Genomic DNA, 21,409 nt, shown 5'->3' with positions numbered 1-21,409 from the left:
CATTACACCAAAGCGAATCTACTTTGGACAGATGTAAACAACAAATTCGCGAACAAGCAGCATTACTGGATATTGTTAGTTTGGATTGATGAAATTTATGCGAGTATGCATATAGGAGCTAGAGTTGGTGCTTACATTGTCCTGACGGTTGCTGATACAGGATTTGGAATTAGCAAAGAAATATTAGATAGAATATTTGAACCATTTTTTACCACAAAAGAATTGGGTAAAGGTACGGGGCTTGGGCTATCAACAGTAATGGCAATTATTAAAGAACATGGTGGTTTTATCACTGTATCAAGTTGTGTTGGCAAGGGTACAAAATTTCAGGTGTACTTGCCAGCAGTTAATCAAGTTCCAATCCAGTCGTTACAAGATATAGAAATACCGACGGGATCGGGAGAATGCATTTTGGTTGTCGATGATGAAACTGCCATTCAGGAAATTACTAAAGCATCCCTAGAAAACTATAATTACACAGCAATTACTGCTAGTGATGGCATAGAAGCATTAGCAATTTATGCCCAGCATAAAGATAAAATTAGTGCCGCGATTATTGATATAATTATGTCTAAGAGGATGTTTGAAAAGTGGTTGGCTGTGATTTTAGGCACTTCTAGATCCCCCCTAACCCCCCTTAAAAAAGGGGGGCAACCTCTCTCAAAGTCCCCCTTCTTTAAGGGGGATTTAGGGGGATCTCAAAGTATTTGCTACCAAGAAGAGGACTTGTTCATTCATCCTCTAAGATGGATGGAGCAACTACTATTCGCACTTTGCAAGGCATAAATCCGCGATTGCCGATTATTGCTGTTAGTGGACTGGCAACAAGTGAGCAAGTACCGATCGATCAAACGGCTGAGTATACTGCCTTTTTACCTAAACCCTACACAACGCAAGAATTATTGAAAACCCTACATACAGTTATTAGTCATTAATCTGCATTATCTAGACGATCGCAGTCATATCTACCTTTAATCTCTTGATTGAAAAAGCTGCCAATCGAGCCAGAGGAATGTAAATCTTCCCAAGTATCCTCGTCTACGCCTAAGTACTGATAAACCGCTCCACTTTGAAACTCAACTTGCAAAATCTGTTCGTTGCGATCGTAGCCTAGAGCCATAGCCATTGAGGAGACAACTGGTAGCATCACAATTGGTTCTTCTTCAAAGGGTAATGCAGTCGTTTCGGCAATCGCCTCGTTAAGTTCTTGCAATCCTTCATAAGCTTGTATTGGCGCCGGAATTTCCAAAAACTCTAATTCCTCGCCTCGGTCGAGCAACAACTGCAAATATCCATCAGAGTGAGCGATCGCTACTAAACTGCTCAAGTCTACCTTAGATAGCTTCATTTATTTTGTACTCTCTTATTGGCGTAGTCGGGAGTGGTAAAGTTTTATGCAACATTAAGTGATTTAATAGTACATTTATACTAAAAATTCACTTTACTGTCAAGTTTTTTCTCCCAAGCGAGAATTTTAGGTATGTAGAGAGGCTTTAGCAAAGCAGCACTAAGTGTTTTTTCTCTGACAGCGTTTTACTTTAATAATGATACAAATACGTTGGTAGGGGCACAGAAATGCTGTGCCCTTACAAGAAATCTTTATGTATCAGGGTTTGTGTGAAATGGTGTGACATCCTGATGTGGAAATACTCACGATTCGGCTTGGGCTAATGAGCGCGTTTGAGTCATCAGCCGCAGCAACTTCTGCTTTGTTAGGGGAATTCAAGAGGCGAATCGAAAAATTGCATAAATGTTCAATTCGCCTCAGTTAAGTACTTAAAAATTTCAACCAATCTTCTCTGTGTCTGGACTTAACTGAGTCTCTATGTTCTTTGTGTCGCTCAATTAGCTCACCCTTTTGGGTGAGTCATAGATCAACCGATCAGATGACCTGACTGAAGGAAGCTGAGATTAATAATAAAGAGGACTCTATTACTAAAGAACACCGATTGCATTTTACCTAAATATAACTTATGAAACTTGCTACCTTAATAAATTCTGCACTTATTTTTGCTTCTATTACTCTTATACCTGGAATCGCTGGCGCTCAAACAGCTACTACCAATAACAGTGAAACATTAGCTGTTAACTCTAACAATTTATCCAGTAACTCGACTTCTGTGAATTACCTCCAGCCTTTGAATCTAGTTACTTTTGCTTATCAAGGAGGTCTGCAACAACACGGTATTCCTAGCGGAGAAGCGCTAATACTTAAAACTCAGAATAGAAATATTATTGCGAAAGATTTGGTTAAAGCTGCTGTTAATGCAGATAAATTACCATCACAAGTTTTAAACGATCAAAATTATCTAAGTGCTGTTAATTTAGAACTCAACGTATTGTCCGATTACGCTGCTGCTGATTGATTTGGTTTTTCTTCTATCTAAATCCTTTTATACACCTAAAAGACTGCGTATAAAAGAAGGTTTGATACTGAAGAAGATATTTCTAAGTTTTAAGATAACTTCTCCCTATAAGTTGTACTGATCCTGTGCTAAAGGCACAGAAAATTGTATAATCGACAGCTTATTGAGCAAAAATTTCTATAGAGAATGACAGAAGTAATAAGATCCGGGGGCCTAAATAATATTGAGTCCATTGAGTTTGAAGAGCGGTGCTTAGAAAAAGCCAGAGAAACAGGCGATCGCAATGGGGAAGTCATTTCTTTGGGAAGTTTGGGCAATGCTTACCAGTCACTAGGCGAGTACCACCTAGCAATTGAGTTTTATCAGCAGTGGTTAGATATAGCTAGAGAAATAGGCGATCGCTTAGAAGAAGCTAAATCTTTATCTGGGTTGGGTAACGCTTACCAATCACTGGGCAAATACCAGCGAGCGATTGAATTTTATCACCAGTGGTTAAGTATTACCAGGAAAATAGGCGATCGCACTGGGGAAGGCATAAGCTTGGGAAGTTTGGGCAATACTTATGAATACCTGGGTAAGTACGAGCAAGCTATAGAGTTTTATCAGCAGTGGTTGACTATAACCAAGAAAATAGGCGATTGGACTGGGGAATGCATAAGCCTGGGAAGTTTGGGCAATACTTATGAATCATTGGGATATTACCAACTAGCAATTGAGTTTTACCAACAATGGTTAGGGCTGGCAAAATTCATCAGCGATCGCAACGCGCAAGCCATGGCCTTAAGTGGGTTGGGTAGTGCTTATAAAGCTTTGGGACAGTACCACAAGGCCTTTGAGTTTTATCAGCATTCATTAGAGATCAAAAGGGATCTTGATAACCGAAATGGGGAAGCAAACGCCTGGTTTAATTTGGGTTTAGTGTTAGAAAAAATCAATCGAGAATCAGAAGCGATGAATGCCTTTTGCAATGCTCGTGAAATTTATCATGCAATGGGACTCGATGCCAGTCTGCAAGATTGTAACCATGCTATTGAGCTTCTTTCTCAAAATGTTCCAAGCGTAGCATCTGGGTTCTGGTTTAGGAGATGGTTAAGTCATTTGTCGCAGTTGATTAAACCTGGTTCTAAATGAAGAGTGCTGAGTTTTGAGTTAAAAGACCGTCCACCCCTCTCTACGCGCATCGTCTCGTAGAGAGGGGTGTACTTTATTAGGTTGCAGTCTGCTGTAAGTAATGAGCAACTCTTTTAATTCACTTAGGACTGACCACGATACTTATTGAATACTGCAACTGAGTCCTGGCGATCAAAGGAAAACACCGAAAACGGGTCTTTTCGATTCCCGATCTCCATCCCAGGAGTGCCTACAGGCATTTGAGGAACAGATAAACCAACAACATTTGGCTTTTCTTGAACCAGACGTTTGATGTCGTCTGCTGGGACGTGTCCTTCGATGACATATCCATTAACAATTGCTGTGTGGCAAGATGACAAGTTATCCGGCACATTGTACTTTTGTTTAACTGCTTCGATGTCAGGCGTAGAAAAATCTGTGATTTTAAAACCCTGTGCCTTTAAGTGATCAATCCACCCGCCACAACAGTTACAATCAGGACTGTGATATACAGTGGCATTTAGCACTGTTGATTTTAATGGTGTCTGTTGCTCCTGGATGTGCCTAGTAGTATTTACCAGTTGAGCATTACCTGCAACAGAACTAGGAAAAACAGCTTGAGCATAACTCAGACTAGCAGTGCTTCCTAAGATGCCCAACACCCCTAATGTTAGACCAATGATTACCACTACTTGCACAGTAGCAGATATCAAGATGGGAAGTAACCATTTTTGCCAGCAATAAATCAATTGTTTGTGCGACATCTGATACTTCCTAAATACAACATTGCTTTAAAAACACTCTGCGCTTATTTTGCGTCCCTCTGCGTTTAAATACACTACGATTTTACACAAAAGAGATATGAGTGAAATTAAATATTTGTTCCCTCTGCCTCCTGGCTTCCTCGATAAATTTTATTTCCCCAGTCTCATGTTTGCACTTGGCTTTGGGGTGGAAAGCCGTGTTGGATTCTGCCTTGATCAGCATCAAACTGCTTGGAGGTTTTGAAGAGTTCAAAACCTCCATCGGCAGCGTATTGGGCACAGCGATCGCGCAACGCCTGTATTTCTTTTGCCTGCATCGGTTGAAAGCCACGGGCGATGTTTAAGGGCGGGCTACGCCGACGCTAAATTTTGACGCAGTACTTTCAGAGAATCAATACCGGTGACGAGTGTGGCGATCGGTAAACTCATGGCATAGCGGATGGCTTCTTGGGGAGTCACTACACCTTTTTTGACTGCATCAGCATTGCCGCTGAGACTTTTCATGCAAATTACGGCAATTCCCCGTTTATTGAGTTCCGGTAGTACCTGGCGCTCAAAGCTTCTAAAAGTAGCATCAAAACAATTAAGCGGCATTTGCACTGCATCAAATGGGTAATTGTAGGAGAGCATTTTTAGATGAATAGCGGGGTCTTTGTGACCCGTAAAGCCAACGAACCTGACTTTACCTTTTTCGCCTGATCCAGAGCTTCGATTGCCCCGTTTGCCAATTTTGTCCAACAATTACCTTAAAATCATTCGTAATTGAATTGTTAACTACGAATTACGTTGGCGTAGCGGTAGCGAGTCCGCGTTCGCTTTTAGCGTCTCGTAGAGAGCGTCATTACGAATTACGAATTAGTAATTACTTAAGAGGATGTTTGAAAAGTATTTGGCTATGATTTTAGGCACTTGTTGATCCCCCATAACCCCCCTTAAAAAGGGGGGAACTGGAATCAAAGTCCCCCAATTTATCGGGGGATTTAGGAGGATCTAAAACGTTTGGATACCTACAATCGGACTTTTAAAACATCCTCTAAAGGCGTGAGGGTATTAAAAAGTAATTGTTTGTGGCTTGAAACTCGATACACTATCCCAATAGTTAACTTGGTTAATATTTACCTTGAGCAAAGCAATATCGGGTTCGTCCAGTCCTTTAGGAAACCAGGTTTGAAGTTCCGGCTTCCATAGCTCTTGCAACTTGTTGCGGTCTTTGACGAGTTGCGCTGTACCTGAGATAGAAACGTATCGCTGCTGTTCAGGTGACGAGAAACTAACATTGACCTGCTCATGGTGTTCAATTTCAGTCACCTTATGAGAATCAGTGTATGTAAAGAACCAGAGTATGCTCTCAGAGTTAATCTCACCACTCTTTGACATGGGATAACTATGCAAACTACCATCATCATCGACTGTGGTAAACATACCATAATCAATATCTTTGATTAGTTCATGCAGCTTTTGAATCTGTTGATTGCGGTCTGTAGAAGTTGCCATTGTTTGTACTGTTTTTTCTATTTGCTTTTCCTGAACTGTAATTATTTATTACAATCAAGTTTAATACTGGTAAAGTTATTTTTCAGTATCAACCTTTTTTGTTAAAATTGCGTGAGTCTACAGATGGAATTATCCTAAAATTAGCTTTTTTAGTTATATCTATAGAGATATTGATTGAGAGTGACTTTTTTGTGAATACACAATTTTTAAGCATAATCAGGTTAATTTTGTGCTTATTTCTTTAGACATAAATTTTAGAATTTTTGCACTAAATTTAAACTGCATCTGTAACTTTAGGGTGATAAAGTCATCATTTAGCAGACATACTATCAGGCGCTTGATTATTATGACACCCAGCAGCGATCCCAGATCATGAGAATAGTTATTACATTTGCGATCGCTACTCATGACTTGTTCTCAGCGTAGCAATGTATTTAATTTTACACTTTATAGTCTTCTTACTCTAACGTGTAAAATTTGTACCCTCTGAATGAGCCTCTTCAACCCATAGCAGGAGTATCACTTTCCATTCAGCGCCTACGATGAAGAACTAGGAAACAAAATTGCAGTATATCTGCCTTTCAAATTATGGACTGGAAGTACAGGTGGAAAAATGGTTATCGACCAAGCCGAGATGAAGCGGTAAAAAACCCTCATTTGTTAGATGAGAGTCAGTTTGAGAACGACCATGACCGAAAGCTAGCTGAAGAAACTGCAAGGAAGCATTTGGGTGTACCTGCACCAACCTTAGACGAAGAAAAATCAATACTACCTCATGCAGCTTGGCCTAATGAAAGCGTTTAATACTAAGGCATAAGCATTTTTTGCATATCTACGCTCCATACCATTATCAAGTTTGACAAAATGCAAATTTATCAACTTTTCAATCGATTAAACAATCGGAAATTCACTAAGTTACTCACTCAGACAGTAGCTTTAGGTTTAGGCGCTATTGTTTTATTCTCAAGTACTAATGCGAATGCAGCCGAGCAAGTTGTTTTAAAATATGGTACTTTTCAGGGGCAAATATCTGTTGAAGAATTAAGTCAGTTTACAGAAACTGGTAAGACTACCCCAACATTAACGGCTTATTTGCAGGCGGCCAAACAAGACCCCGCAGTAGCTCGTAAGGCACTGAAAGCCCCAATAAAAGCCGATGCTGCCTTTTTAAATAGCTTACTGTCTAGTTGGGCAGGGCCAATTTTAGTTAGCCAAATTGGTGAGGTAGTTCACCCTCCCGCAGGACAACTAGATCAGCAGGCGTTGCGAAGCGCTTTAAGTGCATCTATTAAACAAAATGGTGAAGTTACACTAATTGGAGCTATTCAGAATTATCCAAATACTTCTGTTGAACTTGAAGGAGATCGTCTCATCCCTGTTTATGAACGCCTAAGCAGTCTTGCAGAACTATTATGAGGCTTACTTAGAGACAATACAGTTGTCATCAAATGATTGATTTAGTGTCTCAAAGTCGGGAATTTTAGTCACGCTCAGGATTCAGTTAATACTGATGAGTCTATCTTAGGGTTCATACGCTGTTACTTAGAAATTCCCTAATCTAAATGTAGAGTTTAGTCTAAGAATAGGAAAAAGATTTTATGACAACCGATGTTTCTAGAGATACTAACAAGGATGTTAATGGGTCACTGATAACTGGTGTTCTCCTGAGCGTTTTGGGGATTATTGCGATCGCAGCGCCTAATCTCACCACCCTATTTGCCGAAAGTTGGATTGCGGTGATTTTGATTTTCGCCGGATTTACAAAACTAGTTTATGCCACTCAAACCCGCGAACAAGGAGGTTTTATTTGGAAACTTCTATTGAGCGGACTCTATATTGCAACGGGCATAATGCTGTTTGTTTACCCTTACACTGGTGTTCTGACACTGACTCTGTTACTTGGTACTTTTTTGCTAACTGAAGGTACATTTGAGTTAATTCTGGCATTCCAGTTACGTCCCCAAAATAACTGGATATGGGTGCTTTTTAATGGCATTATTACCCTAGTCTTGGGCGGAATGATTTGGTTCCAGTGGCCTTTCAATGCGCCCTGGCTTCTTGGGACACTAGTTGGTGTGAGTATTCTCTTCACTGGCATTTCACGCGTGATGTTTTCATTGAATGCGCGTTCTACCTTGAATCCTACTGACCAAGCTACAAATGCTACTTAGTAGATGGGAGTAGGGAGTGGGGAGATGAGGGAGATGAGGGAGAAAAACCAATGCCCAATGCCCAATCCCCATTCCCAAACTTAAGTAGTGAAAGTTTATAATACATTGCAGCAGTGATAGCCAAGAAAATTGCTAAATTAACTAAGGAAATCAAAATCAAGGCCAGCTAGCTGCAATCAACAATGGTATCTATTGCTACTCCCTTCTCGGATATTCAAAACCATTGGGCACGCTTATTTATTACAGCCTTAGCCCAACGTGGTATTGTCAGTGGGTTGCCTAATGGCACCTATCGCCCTGATAACTCACTTACCCGCGCTGAATTTGCGGCAATCATCACCAACGCATTTGGGACAGTTTCCAAGAAGCGGCAGTATATCCCCTTTGTTGATGTACCCACTAATTATTGGGCAGCAGCCGCCATTCAAACAGCTTACGAAAAAGCATTTATTAGCGGATTTCCTGATAAAACTTTCCGTTCCGCTAACCGAATTACTAGAGTAGAAGTTTTAGTTTCTTTGGTAGGAGGCTTAGAAATTGCCACCAAGGTAAAGCCTAACCTCCTCTCACAACTTTCACAAATTTATCAAGATTCTGTTCAGATTCCTGAGTATGCTAGAAATCACGTAGCTATTACTACTAGCGCTGGATTGGTGGTTAGTTTCCCAAATATCAAATTACTCAATCCTAATCTCGCAGCCACTCGTGCAGATGTGGCAGTGATTATTTATCAAGCTTTGGTGTATTTAGGTCAGGCTGAAAAAATTGCCTCTAGTTACCTAGTACAGCCGCCAATATCAACGCCCACGCCGACACCGACACCGATACCCACACCAACACCCACACCAACACCCACACCTGTCGGTAGTGTTAAGGTGAATCATAGCCGGGAGTTCCGGGGGGCATGGGTAGTATCTGTGTGGAATGGTGATTGGCCTTCTAAACCAGGACTTTCAGTTGCTCAACAAAAAGCTGAACTTACCGAGATTATTACTAAATTACAAGCGCTAAACTTCAATGCTCTGATTTTCCAGGTGCGACCGGAGGGAGACGCTTTGTATGAATCTCAATTAGAGCCTTGGAGTGCTTGGATTACAGGAACTCAGGGTCAAGCACCAGAACCATTTTATGATCCTTTAGCGTTTGCGATCGCAGAATGTCACAAGCGCAATATTGAACTCCATGCTTGGTTTAACCCCTACCGCGCTAGCACTTCCACCGACCCAGCTAAAACAGTCCGTCCCCACATCGCAGCTACCAATCCCGAAAGCGTTTATTTATGGAAAACTCAGCGCTGGATGGACCCAGGACTGAAAATAGTTCAGGACAGAGCTTACAACGTAATTATCGACGTAGTAAAGCGCTACGATGTTGATGGCATTCACTTAGATGATTATTTCTATCCATATCCCATCGAGGGACAACCTTTCCCCGATAACAAAACCTACGCTGCATATAAGGCAACTGGTGGTACACTCAGCCTTGGCGACTGGCGACGGGACAATGTTAACAAAATGGTACAGCGCCTCTACCAGGGAATTAAAGCAGCCAAACCCGACGTGAAATTTGGTATTAGTCCCTTTGGGATTTATCGCCCCGGACAACCCACTGGGATTACTGGGTTGGATGCTTACAACGTGCTGTATGCTGACTCGAAGAAATGGCTAGAACAAGGCTGGATTGATTATATCGCGCCTCAACTTTACTGGCGCACAGATCAACCACAACAAAGTTATCCGGCGTTGCTAAAGTGGTGGACACAGGTAAACACAAAGCAAAGACATGTTTACGCTGGTAACAATTTGACAGAACCAAGCAACAAGAGTCGAGAGAGTGATGAGATTGAAAAGCAAGTGAAAATTAGTCGTAGCCAAGCTGGACAGTTGTCACTGGGGAATATCTTCTTTAATCTCAGTGTTTTGACAGAAAATAGTCAGGGCATTGCTGATAAATTCCAAAGTCTGCTTTATAACAAACCTGCGCTACCGCCTACTTTGCCTTGGCAGGATACAACACCACCCCCTCCGCCCATTGGATTACAAGTCAATAACCGCAAACTGAGTTGGCAGCCTGGAGATAATCAGCCAGTTCGTTCTTGGACACTTTATCGGCAGAGTGGCGATACTTGGACAATTGGGCGAATTTTGTCTGCTGGCACAACCTTTGCTACTGTCCAACTAGCGGGAACTTATGCCGTGTGTGCGGTGGATAGATTGGCCAATGAGAGTGTGGGAACAGTTATTACAGTCAGTTGAACCAAACCCAGATTTCTCGCAAGCCATAAAAAATCATATTTACATGACCTGATGTAAGACTTTTTTTGATGTAGCAGTGGACACAATACTGCTCGGTTAAGAATATTTGTAGAAACCCAACAAACCCCGCAAAATGTTGGGTTTCGTTCCTCAACCCAACCTACTTGGACAATTGGGCGATTTTTGTCTGCTGGCACAACCTTCGCTACCGTCCAACTAGCGGGAACCTATGCCGTGTGTGCAGTGGATAGATTGGCGAATGAGAGTGTGGGAACAGTTATTACAGTAGACCTCTTGCAAAAGTCCCAAACACCCCACCCCCAACCCCTCCCCGCAAGCGGCGAGGGGAGCGTTTGCGTAAGCAAATGCGGGGTGGGGTTCTTAATTTTTGATTTATGCAAGAAGTCTAGTGAGTTGAACAAAACCCGGATTTCTAACAAGCCATAAAAAATCATATTTACCGACTTCTCACCTACAAATACGCAGCCAGTTTGTAGCGTACAGCATTCACGGATTTTCCAGTCCCTAAATGTATGCTAGGGACTGGAATAGCGTTACTGAGCCGATAATTCTTGCTGGCTTGAGCTTTGGAGTTGACCTTTTTTAACCATCCGCTCAAGCCATTTTTTCTATCTTCACCAAAAGTTGCCAACTACCAGTTTAGTTTACAAATAGAATCTGGAAATTGCTCCTGTATACGTATTCTCGTCCACCCCAAGGAACGTAGCAAGTTTTATTTGGTGGATAGTATTTCCCTGGTGTATACTCGCCATCAACCTTGGCTCGGCAAAAATATAATGTGTTTCTACCATTATTCTCAGTGCCACCAGCAAGATTATTACCAACGATGTACCCCGGAAAATTTCCCCATGTCCAGCTATTAGTTGCGTAGAATCTGATTGGCGATGTGTACGAATATTCTTTACCTCCCCATGCAACGTAGCATCTTTGATTTGGTGGATAGTATTTTCCAGGTGTATACTCCCCATCAACAATGGTTGAGCAAATATACAATGTGTTCCTACCATTATCCTCAGTACCACCTGTAATATAACGACTAGAATTACTAGTATTGGGTTTCACATTAGTCCTTGAAACAGCCGCTAATGCAGGTATTCCTATAGAAACTACTATTCCAACTGCTAGGAGTGTACCGATCCGATTAAATTTTATTAAATTTGTTGCGATCGCTTTGAATTGCATATTTAATAAATTCCCAATTTTTAGAAAAATCGTAAAATCAACCTTTTGGAGAGTGGTGAATAATAAATTAATATTTGAAAAGAATCAACTTATTAAAAAACCTATTTAAGATTTTCATGTTTTATTATGCGTTCGTAAAATAAAAATAAAAAGTTACATTATTACAAAATTTAGTAAACCAAAAAGTTTTTATAAGCCTTACCATCTGGACATTTCAGCTAAAGTCACCTACCTCGCCACTGCCCTACCACTGTTGCCGCGATCGCTGTGGGATGGGTATGCCAGCATCACCAAACCTTGTCTCGAATAACAGGATGGAAAATTAGGGATTCACCTTTGGGTAGATTTAGACAGAATCATCAAAACTGTATATTTGGATGGGGTAACACATAATTTGCCACAAAACCTCATGCTAAATCAGTAATTTCAAGATCACATAGATGAAATTTTGATTGAATTCTAGTCAATTTGTTCCTTAAGTTCCTCAAAAGCCATGACATCCCCTGAGCCTCAAACTGATTTTGGAGACAAACCTCCACAAACCTCATTTGAGCCACCTTCTGGAAAACGGCGGTGGCTTTGGTTATTTTTACCTGCACTACTATTGTTAGGAGGCGGAGCAATTATAGTTTGGCGTTTGCTCACTCCGCAAAATTCAGCGCCTTCAACTGCTAGCGCTCAACCTCAAGGGGTAAGAGTCAAAATATCGACAGTACAAAGCGGCATAATTGAGGAAAGTTCAGATTTTATTGCTAGCCTAAAATCCCAGCGCTCAGTCACGCTTCAGCCAAGGATTCAGGGGCAAGTTACCCAGATACTTGTAAAATCGGGAGATCCAGTCGCAGCAGGAGCGGCAATTCTCCAAGTAGATCGTACACCACAAGCAGCGATCGCTCTTAAGAATACTGTGCCTCCAGCATTTTTAATGCAACTGGCAAATGCCCGCGCTACACTAAAATCTCTGGAAGCAGAACGACCATCCTACGTTGCAAATGTGCAATTGTACCAGCAGAACTACGAAAAGTTTGTCACCCTAGCTCAACAAGGAGCCGTGTCTCGACAGACTAGTAATCAGTTTGCTAATCGGCTCGCCACTGCTAAGACTAGTCTTGATGCAATTGATTCCAGGATTCAAGCACAACGAACCAGCATATTGCAAGCTGAAAAATCCTTACAGCAAGCTAATGTAAATACTCAAACACAACAGCCCCAGTCTGACAAAATTACTGCTCCCTTTAGTGGCACAGTTGGTAACATTGCTGTGAAAGTCGGTGATTTAGTTAATACTTCCACACAATTAGTTAATATCACCCAAAATCGACCTTTAGAAGTGAACATCTCTGTGCCACTACAGCAAGGGCCCCAACTGCGTAAGGGAATGCCAGTGGAGGTTATGAACACACAAGGTCAGAAGCTAGGTAGAAGTAGAGTATTTTTCATTGCACCTAATGCCAGTAATGAAACACAAACGATACTAATCAAAACACTTTTTAACAACCCTAATGGTCAGTTGCGTGCAGATCAATTAGTCAGGGCTAGAGTGTTCTGGAATCAGCGCCCCGGAGTTTTAATCCCCACAACAGCAATGACTCGTGTCGGTGGGGACACTTTTGTTTATGTAGTTGAAACCGAGACATCTCCCCAAGGTGTATCCCAACAAGTAGCTCGGCAAAGGCGAGTGAAGCTAGGCGAGATCAAAGACAATAATTACCAAGTTATTGAAGGATTACAGCCAGAAGATAAAGTTATTATTTCAGGTTTGCTCAATCTCAGAGATGGTGTTGCGATCGTTCCAGAATCTTAATTAAGGAGAGTCTTGTAGGTAATTCGTTTAGGAAGTGAGAGTCTTCTCAATGCGACGGTCAGGGATCAGCCAGATGATTGCGACTAAAACGTACAATGCACAGGCAAACCATGAGTTCACAAAGGCAAGTGGAATTGCCACAGCATAGAATACCACCGATACTTTTCCTTTGAAGTCTTCACCAACTGCGATCGCGAGAGTCGAATCTTTGCCGTGGTAAGAAATCAGGGTGCGGGTAAGAATGAAATAAGCGATCGCAGCCAACAACAATACCGTACCATAAAGGGCAACTGGCATGGCAGCAAAATGATTCTCGCCCATCCAGCCAGTGACGAAGGGAATTAGGGATAACCAAAACAGTAGATGCAGATTAGCCCAAAGTATATGCCCATTAACCTGTCGGACTGCTTGTAGTAGGTGATGGTGATTGTTCCAGTAGATGCCGATATAAATAAAACTCAGCACATAGCTCAGAAATACCGGGATTAGCGGACGCAGCGCAGCTAAATCGAATCCATGCGGTACTTTGATTTCCAGCACCATAATGGTGATGATAATGGCAATTACCCCATCGCTGAATGCTTCTAATCTCCCTTTTCCCATGTACGCATTCCTTTTTATTTACTTGAGAGTTAAATTGTGACATTCTGTAGTTTATCGTACCAAGTAGTCGTCGCCATTCATGAAGATTATCTACGAGATGATCCTTGATATGCGATGGTTGCACTTTTCTTTAAGCTACTCCGCAAAATAAATATTTAATTATCACTCGCCAATTTCCGCCGTAATTCCCGAATAGCAGCGCTAGTATTACGCTCGTAGGCAATTTTTAAACACTCTGTGACTACTTCTGACACATTGATGTTAGGGAAATAACGGCTACTAGTTTCAACAGTGTAGCGATCGCCTTGTAATCTGTAAATCACAAGCTGGTTCTTCCTGAACAACCAAACTTCTGGTACTCGATAAGGCAGGTAATCGTTCACATCGGTGTAGCTGGTGATGTCTATCTCCACCACCAAATCGGGTGATGGATCAACGCCCCAATTGATGCGGTTTTTACCTGCTTTCGCCTCCCAGTTTTCAATATAAAAACAGTAGTCTGGTTCTATACCACTTTCCTGTGGCAGTTCCATTGTGATTGGGGTAAATGCCTCGTATTATTGTCCCAGATGATCGAGCAAAACTTTTACTACATCTGCAATTACACTTACTTTACGCCCATGCTCTGGTAGCGGTGCCATCAAGAGAATTTCTCCATCTCGATACTTAATACGAGGCGAAGAGCGATCGCCTAATTGTTCATTCAATGCTTGATAATCTTGCCAACTTCCAAGTAGGCGTACTACTGCACCTGGGGGCAAATGGATTGTATCGGGTGTGACAACAGCGAACATAGAACTAACTGAACCTTAATGCTTTAAATATCAATTGCTGCGGCTAAAAAATACAGCAGCTATAACAATTAAACCTAAAAGTGCTAAAGGAACCCAGAGATTAGGGAGATCAGACAAACTCATAAAGGACTTCCAAATAAGTAGGGTGTATGCGGCGGAAGCCGTAACGCATTGCAATAGACAGTCGCTACTTTATCAATCAACTTTTAACTAAGCTTTCTTTTAACTTCCTCAGCCAAATTTTCTAGTAGTACTTCTACTTGCTCACCTGTTTTCAAATCTTTGAGCGAAGATTTTTGCGCTGCTGCTTCTTCAGAACCAATAATTACGCAAAATTGAATTCCTTGCTTGTCTGCTAATTGAAATTGTTTGCCCAAAGGACGCTTATCAAAGTTAGTTATCACATTAATTCCCGCCTGACGGAGATATTGAGAAACTTTTAAATAAGTGGGCATTAAATCTTCTTGCATATTTACTACCATCACTTGGGCGGGTGTAGCCGCTAAGGTATTTAGAATCCCAGCTTTTAACAAGCGACTAATTAAGCGAGTTAAGCCAATAGAAATGCCTACACCAGGCATTTTTTCGCCCAAAAATACCCCGACTAATTCTTCATATCTCCCGCCAGAACAAATACTACCTAAAGCTTCATGTCCTAATAGGGTTGTTTCGTAAACTGTGCCGGTATAATAATCAAGACCACGGGCAATGGATAAATCAATACAGAAACGATTTTCGGCAACTCCGAGATTCCGCACCCCTGTAATTACCGTTTCTAATTCGGTAACTCCTAAGCTCAATTGCTCGGTTTCTGGCAGATTTTGGGCGAGGTGCTTGAGCTTATCTAAGACTTCATCAACCAAACCGTCTATTTTGATAAATTCAATGATTCTTTGCGCCTGTTCTGCTGAAATTCCTTCTTTTTCTAAATCTTGTTTTACTTTATTTTCACCAATCTTTTCTAGAGCATCAACAATACCAATACACGATTTAATTTGATTTTCAGCAATTCCCAATGATTTAAAGAAACCAGTCAGAACTTTACGGTTATTGATGCGAATCAGAAAATCACCAATATTAATTGCTTCAAATATCTCTGTGATAATTGCAGGCATCTGAGCATCATAGAGCAAGCTGAGTTCACGACGAGCAACTACATCAATATCGCATTGACGAAACTGACGAAAACGCCCATCTTTCGCCCGTTCACCCCGAAAAACCACATCCATTTGGTAGCGAGCAAAGGGAAAGGTTAATTCATTCAGGTGACGGGCTATATATGCCGCCAAAGGAACTGTTTGATCAAACTTTAAAGCTCTTGCTTCCGAACCAGTTTCGCCCGATTTATCTCTCTCGGCTTGTCGATTTGGTGGCAAGATGGGATCAATTCCATAGATGATATTGTCGCCTTGATTACCTTTAGCTTGCAGCACTTCTAAACGTTCGACAGCAGGTGTTTCGATGGGCGTAAATCCATAGCTTTCAAAAACTCTACGGATGATATCTAGCAAGTATAATTCTAGACGCTTTTCGCTAGGCAGAAATTCTGGAAACCCGCTAGGGGTAGAAAAGTTTATTTTGTCACCTTTGACCATGCGTTTACCTTACTAAGTTGAGATTCGAGATGAAAGTCATACAGAATCCGCCTGCATAACTCGCGCAGGCGGACTGGAGAATAATTAGTGGTTATCTCAGTGGACAAATTACTATTTTAGCCGTTCTTCTTGAATTAGGGTGCGTTGAAAGATTTGATTATTCTTAAACCAATGCCAAGTGCGGGCACGATTGTTATTGTCGGGACTAATGTAGATCATTTCATATAAGTTCATTTCTGGGTTTGTCTTATAAGCAAACCACAAAATAACAACTGAATCATCAGCTTCCCAGGCTTTTCCTTCAATGCGATCGGTATCAAACCAGAGTTTATTATCTTTATAGATTCCTGGAAATTCGTACTCTTCTCGTTTACCATCAGACCACTTATAGCGATTGATTTGGTAGTAGGGATGAGAGTCATTTTCTGGAAATTGACAAGTTAAGTGAGACTCATACTTGTCCAGGATTTTTCCTGCTGTATCAATTAATGTATAAGTTCCTACCCAATCTCCTTCATGACGGGCAAGTACGGGCATTGCTTCTCGAATATTTGACATTCCAATTCACCTTTTAACAAACGTAGGTAAGGCGCACAACACAAGATAAATATTAAGATTTACGCACTGACGGCTGAAACCTAGATCCCCCCTAACCCCCCTTAAAAAGAGGGGAAGTTCTAAAGCCCCCTTTTTAAGGGGGTTGGGGGATCTGAGTGCATAAGTCCTAAAAATAACAGTTTGAATCAACAGTAAGCAGTGCTGACCCTACAAAAACTCTTAAATGTCGGCATTAACATTGTAAGTCGATGCAATGCCATTGTGAGTCGAGACAATGCCATTGTGAGTCGATGCAATGCCATTGTAAGTCGAGACAATGCCATTGTAAGTCGAGACAATGCCATTGTAAGTCGATGCAATGCCATTGTAAGTCGATGCAATGCCATTGTAAGTCGATGCAATGCCATTGTAAGTCGATGCATTACACCGCTTCTAAAAACTTACCCTCTGTTTGTTGATAATATTTATGCTTCATTATCAAACCACCAAGGGTCACTACTAGCGTTAGTTTTAATCAAAATAGCTTTTTTTCGCATGAACCGTTTCAGCGCTGCCGCACCCATGCGTGACCCTCCCAAACCGGAGAATTTGAAGGCGTTTTTCTCTCCCTCATGCATCATGGCGGTGAGTCCAGCATCGTTGATACTAATACCACCTGCATCTATCTGCTGGGCAACTTCTAAGGCTTCGGTCTCCAAAGCAAAGACAGCAGCACTCAATCCATAAATTGAGTCATTCGCTAAAGACACTGCTTCCTCTACTGTGGAAAAAGGCATCACTGGCATAATGGGGCCAAAAGTCTCTTCGGTCATGACTTTCATGGAATGATTAACCTGGGTGAGAACTGTTGGACGACACCACCAACCCCCTCCTAAGTCTTCTACTACACCGCCACTGTGAATTACCGCTCCCTTTTCCACTGCATCTAGGAGATGATCGCTAATAATGGCTGCTTGTTTTTCGGTGATGATGGGGCCAATTTCTCCGCTTTCAACAGTGGGGTAAGCTAGCCCAAGACGATGCGCTTTGGTTAGTAGTTGATGATAAAACTTTTCAAATATCGATTCAGCAACGTAAATTCGCTCAATTGAGAGGCATGACTGTCCGGTGTTGACGACGGAACCCCACAATATTGCTGAGGTTGCTAATTCTAAATTGGCTGATTCTAAAACGATCGCAGGATCTTTTCCTCCTAATTCCAAAAAAGCTGGAATAAACTGCTTTGCAGCCGCCTGTGCTACTTTTCGCCCCGTCGCGACACTGCCTGTAAAACAGATCAAATCTACATTTTCAATCAAAACAGATCCGGTTGCGCCTGCTCCTTCAACAAAAGTTAATACATCGTGTAGTTTGGGGACGGCGTTGAGTGCTGTAATCAGTGGTGCTACAAAGCGGGGAGTAATTTCACTGGGTTTGACAATGACAGCACAACCTGCGAGTAATGCCGGAATGGTATCAATGGTAGACAACAACAGGGGAAAATTCCACGGGCTAATTACCCCAACTAGGGGATAAGGAACGGATGTTTGTTGTAAGGCAATAAACGGAATGGCTGTATTTTTTGCAGATTCTTGCAACAATTCCGGTGCTAACCGACACCAGCGATCGATGCTGGAGAGGAAAGAATCTATTTCTAATACCGAGATTGACAATCTTCCTGTATCATTTACCAAAGCTTCTGTGAGGCGATCGCGTCCAGATAATATCGCTTCCTTCCACTGCTGTAAGGCTTCAATTCTCCCCTCTAAACCCAACTCCTGCCAGCGAACTTGCGCCCTGCGCGTGCGCTTACATTGCTGTACCACCAGCTTTGGAGGCGGCGGGATAATTACATAGTCAAATTTGCCAGTTCGAGGATTGCGGACTTCTATTGGTTTTGTCATTAGTCATTAGTCATTAGTCATTTGTTATTACTTCCCATGCCCAATGCCCCATTCCCAAATTCAAATTATCCCTAATTGGCTTAACCGCTCAATGGTGGCTTGCTGGGTTTGCAGGAAGTGTTTGCGGTCTACTTCTCCTTCCAGCATAGTATTAGCGGGGTAAAAGTGTGATTGGCGATAACTTTCGGCGTATAGTTCAAACCGCTGACGGGCAAGTAAATTATTTAACCCTGGTCGGCGGCGATCGCGGCGTAATGCTGCTAAATCAATCTCTGCAAAAGCTGCCATGCTCTCACCTGCACCTGTCTCTGCTAAAACGATTCCGCGATGGTCAATGATTTTAGAGCCACCATCAGCCGAAGCAATAGGGATGGCAATATTAGCGATGCCTGCGGTATTGGCTGAAACTATGTATGCCATATTTTCAACGGCGCGAGTGATTTTTGCCGCGTCTTTGGGTGTGAGGTTTTTGTTGTATACTTCCGAGGTGGAATGAACAAAAATCTCTGCTCCTCGCATCGCCAGACACCGCGCCACTTCTGGATACAAAATTTCTTCTGATGCTAAAGCTGCCAAATTACCGATCGCAGTTTTGGCAACGGGGAAAACTCCCTCTAAGCCATAGCAGTCGAGATATTTATCCCAAACATCATGTGGGGTGGGAGCAAACAAGGAATTTAGCCGCCGATACCGCAAGATGATTGAGCCAGAGGGGTCAAGAATAAAGCAGGTTTGGAAATACAAGCCGGGAAAGTTGGGGTCAACTTCGTAGGCGTTACCTGCTAAAAATATTTTATGCTTTTGGGCAATTTTACCAAGGGCTTCATACTCAGCACCAGCCATTTCTATACAGGCTTTTTCTGCCCATCCTGCGAGAGAATCTCCCATCGGGAAACCGGTGAGGAAATATTCTGGCAATACAATTAAACGACAATCGAAGCCAATGAAAGCGATACTGGCAGCAATTTGTTGAGCTAGGCGGTTGATGGAGTTTTGCATCAGCGAACGCGCTTCGTGGCGTAGGCCGCCTTTGGCATCGCTGGTTTGGTTGACTGCATGACAGGTAACTTGCAGTGCTAAAGCGCGGTAGGATTCTAAATTAGTGGGCATGGGGTATTGGGCATGGGGCATGGGGCATGGGGCATGGGGCATGGGGCATGGGGAAAATGACTAATTTATAGAGTGCGATCGCCACCCCACAGCGATCGCACAAGTCTATGTGTCAACTCCGATCCAAACATCTGTGCGGCAAATTTATTACCTGGATCGCGTTCCGCACTGATCCGGCGCAGCGCCAAATCACGAGTTGCCAAAGCTGACTGTGCATCTTCTGGCACAGATTCAGCTGCATCTACCCAAGTTAGCCAGCGATCGAGTGTTTCGTGTGCAAGTGTGCGAGTTAGTTCCAGGGTTTCAAAAGTAGGTGCGCCTGTATAGCACAAGCTAACAGGCGATTGAAATAGGCGAATATACGCACTTTTGCTAGTAAATACCTTGAGCCGCGAATCTTCCTGTAACTTTAAGAATGTTTCATTAACTGGCTCATAATAGCGATCGAGATATGCCAAATCGGTTAAAAGCTCAGTCCGGGGAATGTAATCTATATAAAAGAAAATATTTGGAAGTGTGCCAAACTCAAAGGCCAAATGAGGAACCTGAATATGCGACTTCAACCAAGTGGTAAGACGCATAGTACTAAAGTTTGATTTTTGGGCGTTTCCCAACCACGAATGCACTAACCAGTCAATTTCTTCCCCGGAAAAAGCGGTGAGCGAACCCTTCATATTGCCATCGAGACTGCTGTATTGCTGTAAATTTTCTACAGAAGGGTCTGGATGTAACTGAAAACGAGCCTCTAATTTTTGGCGGAGTTCCTTTGTAATCTCCCACAACTGCTCAAATACAGCTTTCTTGTCTAAATCAGTTGGTGGCTGAGTCATAGTTTGAGTTTGTTGGTTTTTCTATAAACTTAATATTTAGTTTGACACTTTCCGGTATCTAATTCGTTACTGATATCGAGCAGTGCATTCATCGAATTCAGGACTGTGACAAACAGACCATCAACTAAAACGCGATAACATCTTTTTTAGGGCAAAATTGCAGCAATTTATCTCAGTCGATGATTTTTCATTTAGATGCCTTTGTCCTTAGCACAAATCTCCGTGATAATACTGTGATTTTATGTAAAATTCTTTTTACTGTACTTAATTATAAAAATAAAAATAATTTTGTTGATAAATATAGACAAATTAGAAGAAAAACAAATACTAATAAGTTAGTTGTTTGATTATCAATACAAAGAATATGGCTTTTGATTTAGAGAAAGCTTTTCAACTAGATATAGCTAAAATGAATTTAAAAAAAGCACATTCATTAGTATTTAGCTTACAGCATGAGACGAAAATTCCTTTGATCATTTGGTTACTAGAAAACCCTAATAGCCTAGTAGCATTACCTGGAAAAATTAGCCTGCTGCATCATGATTATATTCACATACTTTTAAATAGAGGGATTTCTACTCAAGATGAAGCCTTTGTTATCGGATTTACAATGGGTAATGACTTAAAGACTAATCAACTACATTTATTCGTCTATCAAGTCTTTGCTGAATTTATATATCCAGTTCCTTATAAATTTTGTAAGCTAGACTTCATAAGTTTTAAACTAGGATTCATTTATGGCAGAAAGATTAAAATAAAACAAATAAATGAAATTGATTTTGAAGCTTATCAAAATGAAAATATAGGATTTTTAAGAGATTATTTCGGTATCGATACTGACGAATATCAGCTTTTGTAAGAGTATTAAA

Annotated in this window: 21 protein-coding genes and 3 pseudogenes; 10 read left to right on the top strand and 14 right to left on the bottom strand. The window is 41.7% G+C overall.

The features are described 5' to 3' along the window. Positions 1-78 precede the first annotated feature (78 nt). Positions 79-786: pseudogene (locus V7K62_RS29370) on the top strand (ATP-binding protein); the annotation flags it as partial. Continuing rightward, positions 744-935: pseudogene (locus V7K62_RS29365) on the top strand (hypothetical protein); the annotation flags it as partial. The pseudogenes V7K62_RS29370 and V7K62_RS29365, both read left to right, overlap by 43 nt. Here the strand turns inward: V7K62_RS29365 and V7K62_RS29360 are convergent. Next, positions 932-1,348, bottom strand: a complete 417-nt coding sequence (locus V7K62_RS29360; protein WP_334870437.1) for a KTSC domain-containing protein — start codon at positions 1,346-1,348, stop codon at positions 932-934. The pseudogene V7K62_RS29365 and the gene V7K62_RS29360 overlap by 4 nt on opposite strands. Positions 1,349-1,973: 625 nt before the next feature. Here V7K62_RS29360 and V7K62_RS29355 point away from each other — a divergent pair. Together V7K62_RS29355 and V7K62_RS29350 are read left to right on the top strand one after the other, a co-directional pair. Further along, positions 1,974-2,366 carry a hypothetical protein gene (locus tag V7K62_RS29355; protein ID WP_334870435.1) on the top strand — a complete coding sequence of 131 codons (393 nt, stop codon included), beginning with the start codon at positions 1,974-1,976 and terminating at the stop codon, positions 2,364-2,366. A 186-nt stretch (positions 2,367-2,552) separates the two neighbouring features. Further along, on the top strand, positions 2,553-3,497 hold the full coding sequence (locus V7K62_RS29350) for a tetratricopeptide repeat protein (protein WP_334870433.1): 945 nt from the start codon (positions 2,553-2,555) through the stop codon (positions 3,495-3,497). Between the two features lie 122 nt (positions 3,498-3,619). Here V7K62_RS29350 and V7K62_RS29345 read toward each other — a convergent pair whose 3' ends face one another. The 4 genes from V7K62_RS29345 to V7K62_RS29330 all read right to left on the bottom strand — a co-directional run bounded on the left by V7K62_RS29345 (position 3,620) and on the right by V7K62_RS29330 (position 5,734). Beyond that, positions 3,620-4,240, bottom strand: a complete 621-nt coding sequence (locus V7K62_RS29345; RefSeq protein ID WP_334870431.1) for a DUF411 domain-containing protein — start codon at positions 4,238-4,240, stop codon at positions 3,620-3,622. Positions 4,241-4,404: 164 nt separating this feature from the next. Continuing rightward, positions 4,405-4,557 carry a hypothetical protein gene (locus tag V7K62_RS29340; RefSeq protein WP_334870429.1) on the bottom strand — a complete coding sequence of 51 codons (153 nt, stop codon included), beginning with the start codon at positions 4,555-4,557 and terminating at the stop codon, positions 4,405-4,407. Positions 4,558-4,591: 34 nt separating this feature from the next. After that, positions 4,592-4,981 (bottom strand): hypothetical protein, encoded by a 390-nt coding sequence (locus tag V7K62_RS29335; RefSeq protein WP_334870427.1) that lies wholly within the window; start codon positions 4,979-4,981, stop codon positions 4,592-4,594. Between the two features lie 309 nt (positions 4,982-5,290). Beyond that, the gene (locus tag V7K62_RS29330) at positions 5,291-5,734 is read right to left on the bottom strand and encodes a pyridoxamine 5'-phosphate oxidase family protein (RefSeq protein ID WP_334870425.1); all 444 of its coding nucleotides are present in this window, start codon (positions 5,732-5,734) and stop codon (positions 5,291-5,293) included. Positions 5,735-6,322: 588 nt separating this feature from the next. Here V7K62_RS29330 and V7K62_RS29325 point away from each other — a divergent pair. The 4 genes from V7K62_RS29325 to V7K62_RS29310 all read left to right on the top strand — a co-directional run bounded on the left by V7K62_RS29325 (position 6,323) and on the right by V7K62_RS29310 (position 10,160). Continuing rightward, complete coding sequence (locus tag V7K62_RS29325) at positions 6,323-6,538, top strand: bromodomain-containing protein (protein ID WP_334870423.1); 216 nt, start codon at positions 6,323-6,325, stop codon at positions 6,536-6,538. Between the two features lie 60 nt (positions 6,539-6,598). Next, positions 6,599-7,150: an alpha/beta hydrolase gene (locus V7K62_RS29320; RefSeq protein WP_334870421.1), complete on the top strand. Its 552-nt coding sequence runs from the start codon at positions 6,599-6,601 to the stop codon at positions 7,148-7,150. A gap of 182 nt (positions 7,151-7,332) precedes the next feature. Further along, positions 7,333-7,905: an HdeD family acid-resistance protein gene (locus tag V7K62_RS29315; RefSeq protein WP_334870420.1), complete on the top strand. Its 573-nt coding sequence runs from the start codon at positions 7,333-7,335 to the stop codon at positions 7,903-7,905. Positions 7,906-8,087: 182 nt separating this feature from the next. Beyond that, positions 8,088-10,160 carry a glycoside hydrolase family 10 protein gene (locus V7K62_RS29310; protein ID WP_334870418.1) on the top strand — a complete coding sequence of 691 codons (2,073 nt, stop codon included), beginning with the start codon at positions 8,088-8,090 and terminating at the stop codon, positions 10,158-10,160. A gap of 660 nt (positions 10,161-10,820) precedes the next feature. Here the strand turns inward: V7K62_RS29310 and V7K62_RS29305 are convergent. After that, positions 10,821-11,363 (bottom strand): DM9 repeat-containing protein, encoded by a 543-nt coding sequence (locus tag V7K62_RS29305; protein WP_334870416.1) that lies wholly within the window; start codon positions 11,361-11,363, stop codon positions 10,821-10,823. Positions 11,364-11,856: 493 nt separating this feature from the next. Here V7K62_RS29305 and V7K62_RS29300 point away from each other — a divergent pair, with 493 nt between their 5' ends. Further along, a complete protein-coding gene (locus V7K62_RS29300) occupies positions 11,857-13,167 on the top strand; it encodes an efflux RND transporter periplasmic adaptor subunit (RefSeq protein ID WP_334870414.1) in 1,311 nt (436 codons plus the stop codon). A gap of 27 nt (positions 13,168-13,194) precedes the next feature. On the opposite strand, the gene V7K62_RS29295 is transcribed toward V7K62_RS29300, so the two are convergent. From V7K62_RS29295 to V7K62_RS29260, 8 genes and pseudogenes are all read right to left on the bottom strand, one after another. Further along, positions 13,195-13,770 (bottom strand): TMEM175 family protein, encoded by a 576-nt coding sequence (locus tag V7K62_RS29295; protein WP_334870412.1) that lies wholly within the window; start codon positions 13,768-13,770, stop codon positions 13,195-13,197. A gap of 155 nt (positions 13,771-13,925) precedes the next feature. Next, a pseudogene (locus V7K62_RS29290) lies at positions 13,926-14,564 on the bottom strand (Uma2 family endonuclease). Between the two features lie 206 nt (positions 14,565-14,770). Further along, entirely contained in the window at positions 14,771-16,159 is a 1,389-nt protein-coding gene (gene hisS, locus V7K62_RS29285; protein WP_334870410.1) for a histidine--tRNA ligase, read from the bottom strand. A 111-nt stretch (positions 16,160-16,270) separates the two neighbouring features. After that, a complete protein-coding gene (locus V7K62_RS29280) occupies positions 16,271-16,717 on the bottom strand; it encodes a DUF3598 family protein (protein WP_334870408.1) in 447 nt (148 codons plus the stop codon). A gap of 185 nt (positions 16,718-16,902) precedes the next feature. Beyond that, a complete protein-coding gene (locus tag V7K62_RS29275; protein ID WP_334870406.1) occupies positions 16,903-17,139 on the bottom strand; it encodes a hypothetical protein in 237 nt (78 codons plus the stop codon). A gap of 42 nt (positions 17,140-17,181) precedes the next feature. Beyond that, positions 17,182-18,600: an aldehyde dehydrogenase family protein gene (locus tag V7K62_RS29270; protein ID WP_334870405.1), complete on the bottom strand. Its 1,419-nt coding sequence runs from the start codon at positions 18,598-18,600 to the stop codon at positions 17,182-17,184. Positions 18,601-18,660: 60 nt separating this feature from the next. Beyond that, positions 18,661-19,710, bottom strand: coding sequence for a nitrilase-related carbon-nitrogen hydrolase (locus V7K62_RS29265; protein ID WP_334870404.1), 1,050 nt, complete (start codon positions 19,708-19,710; stop codon positions 18,661-18,663). Positions 19,711-19,775: 65 nt separating this feature from the next. Continuing rightward, positions 19,776-20,540, bottom strand: coding sequence for a red chlorophyll catabolite reductase (locus tag V7K62_RS29260; RefSeq protein ID WP_334870403.1), 765 nt, complete (start codon positions 20,538-20,540; stop codon positions 19,776-19,778). A gap of 364 nt (positions 20,541-20,904) precedes the next feature. Between V7K62_RS29260 and V7K62_RS29255 the strand changes: the two genes are divergently transcribed. Beyond that, positions 20,905-21,399 (top strand): hypothetical protein, encoded by a 495-nt coding sequence (locus tag V7K62_RS29255; RefSeq protein ID WP_334870402.1) that lies wholly within the window; start codon positions 20,905-20,907, stop codon positions 21,397-21,399. Positions 21,400-21,409: the final 10 nt, after the last annotated feature.

It is taken from the genome of Nostoc sp. (assembly GCF_036917935.1).
Classification (GTDB): domain Bacteria; phylum Cyanobacteriota; class Cyanobacteriia; order Cyanobacteriales; family Nostocaceae; genus Nostoc.
The sequence above is the reverse complement of the archived record's forward strand: the minus strand, read 5'-3'. Positions and strand labels throughout refer to the sequence as shown.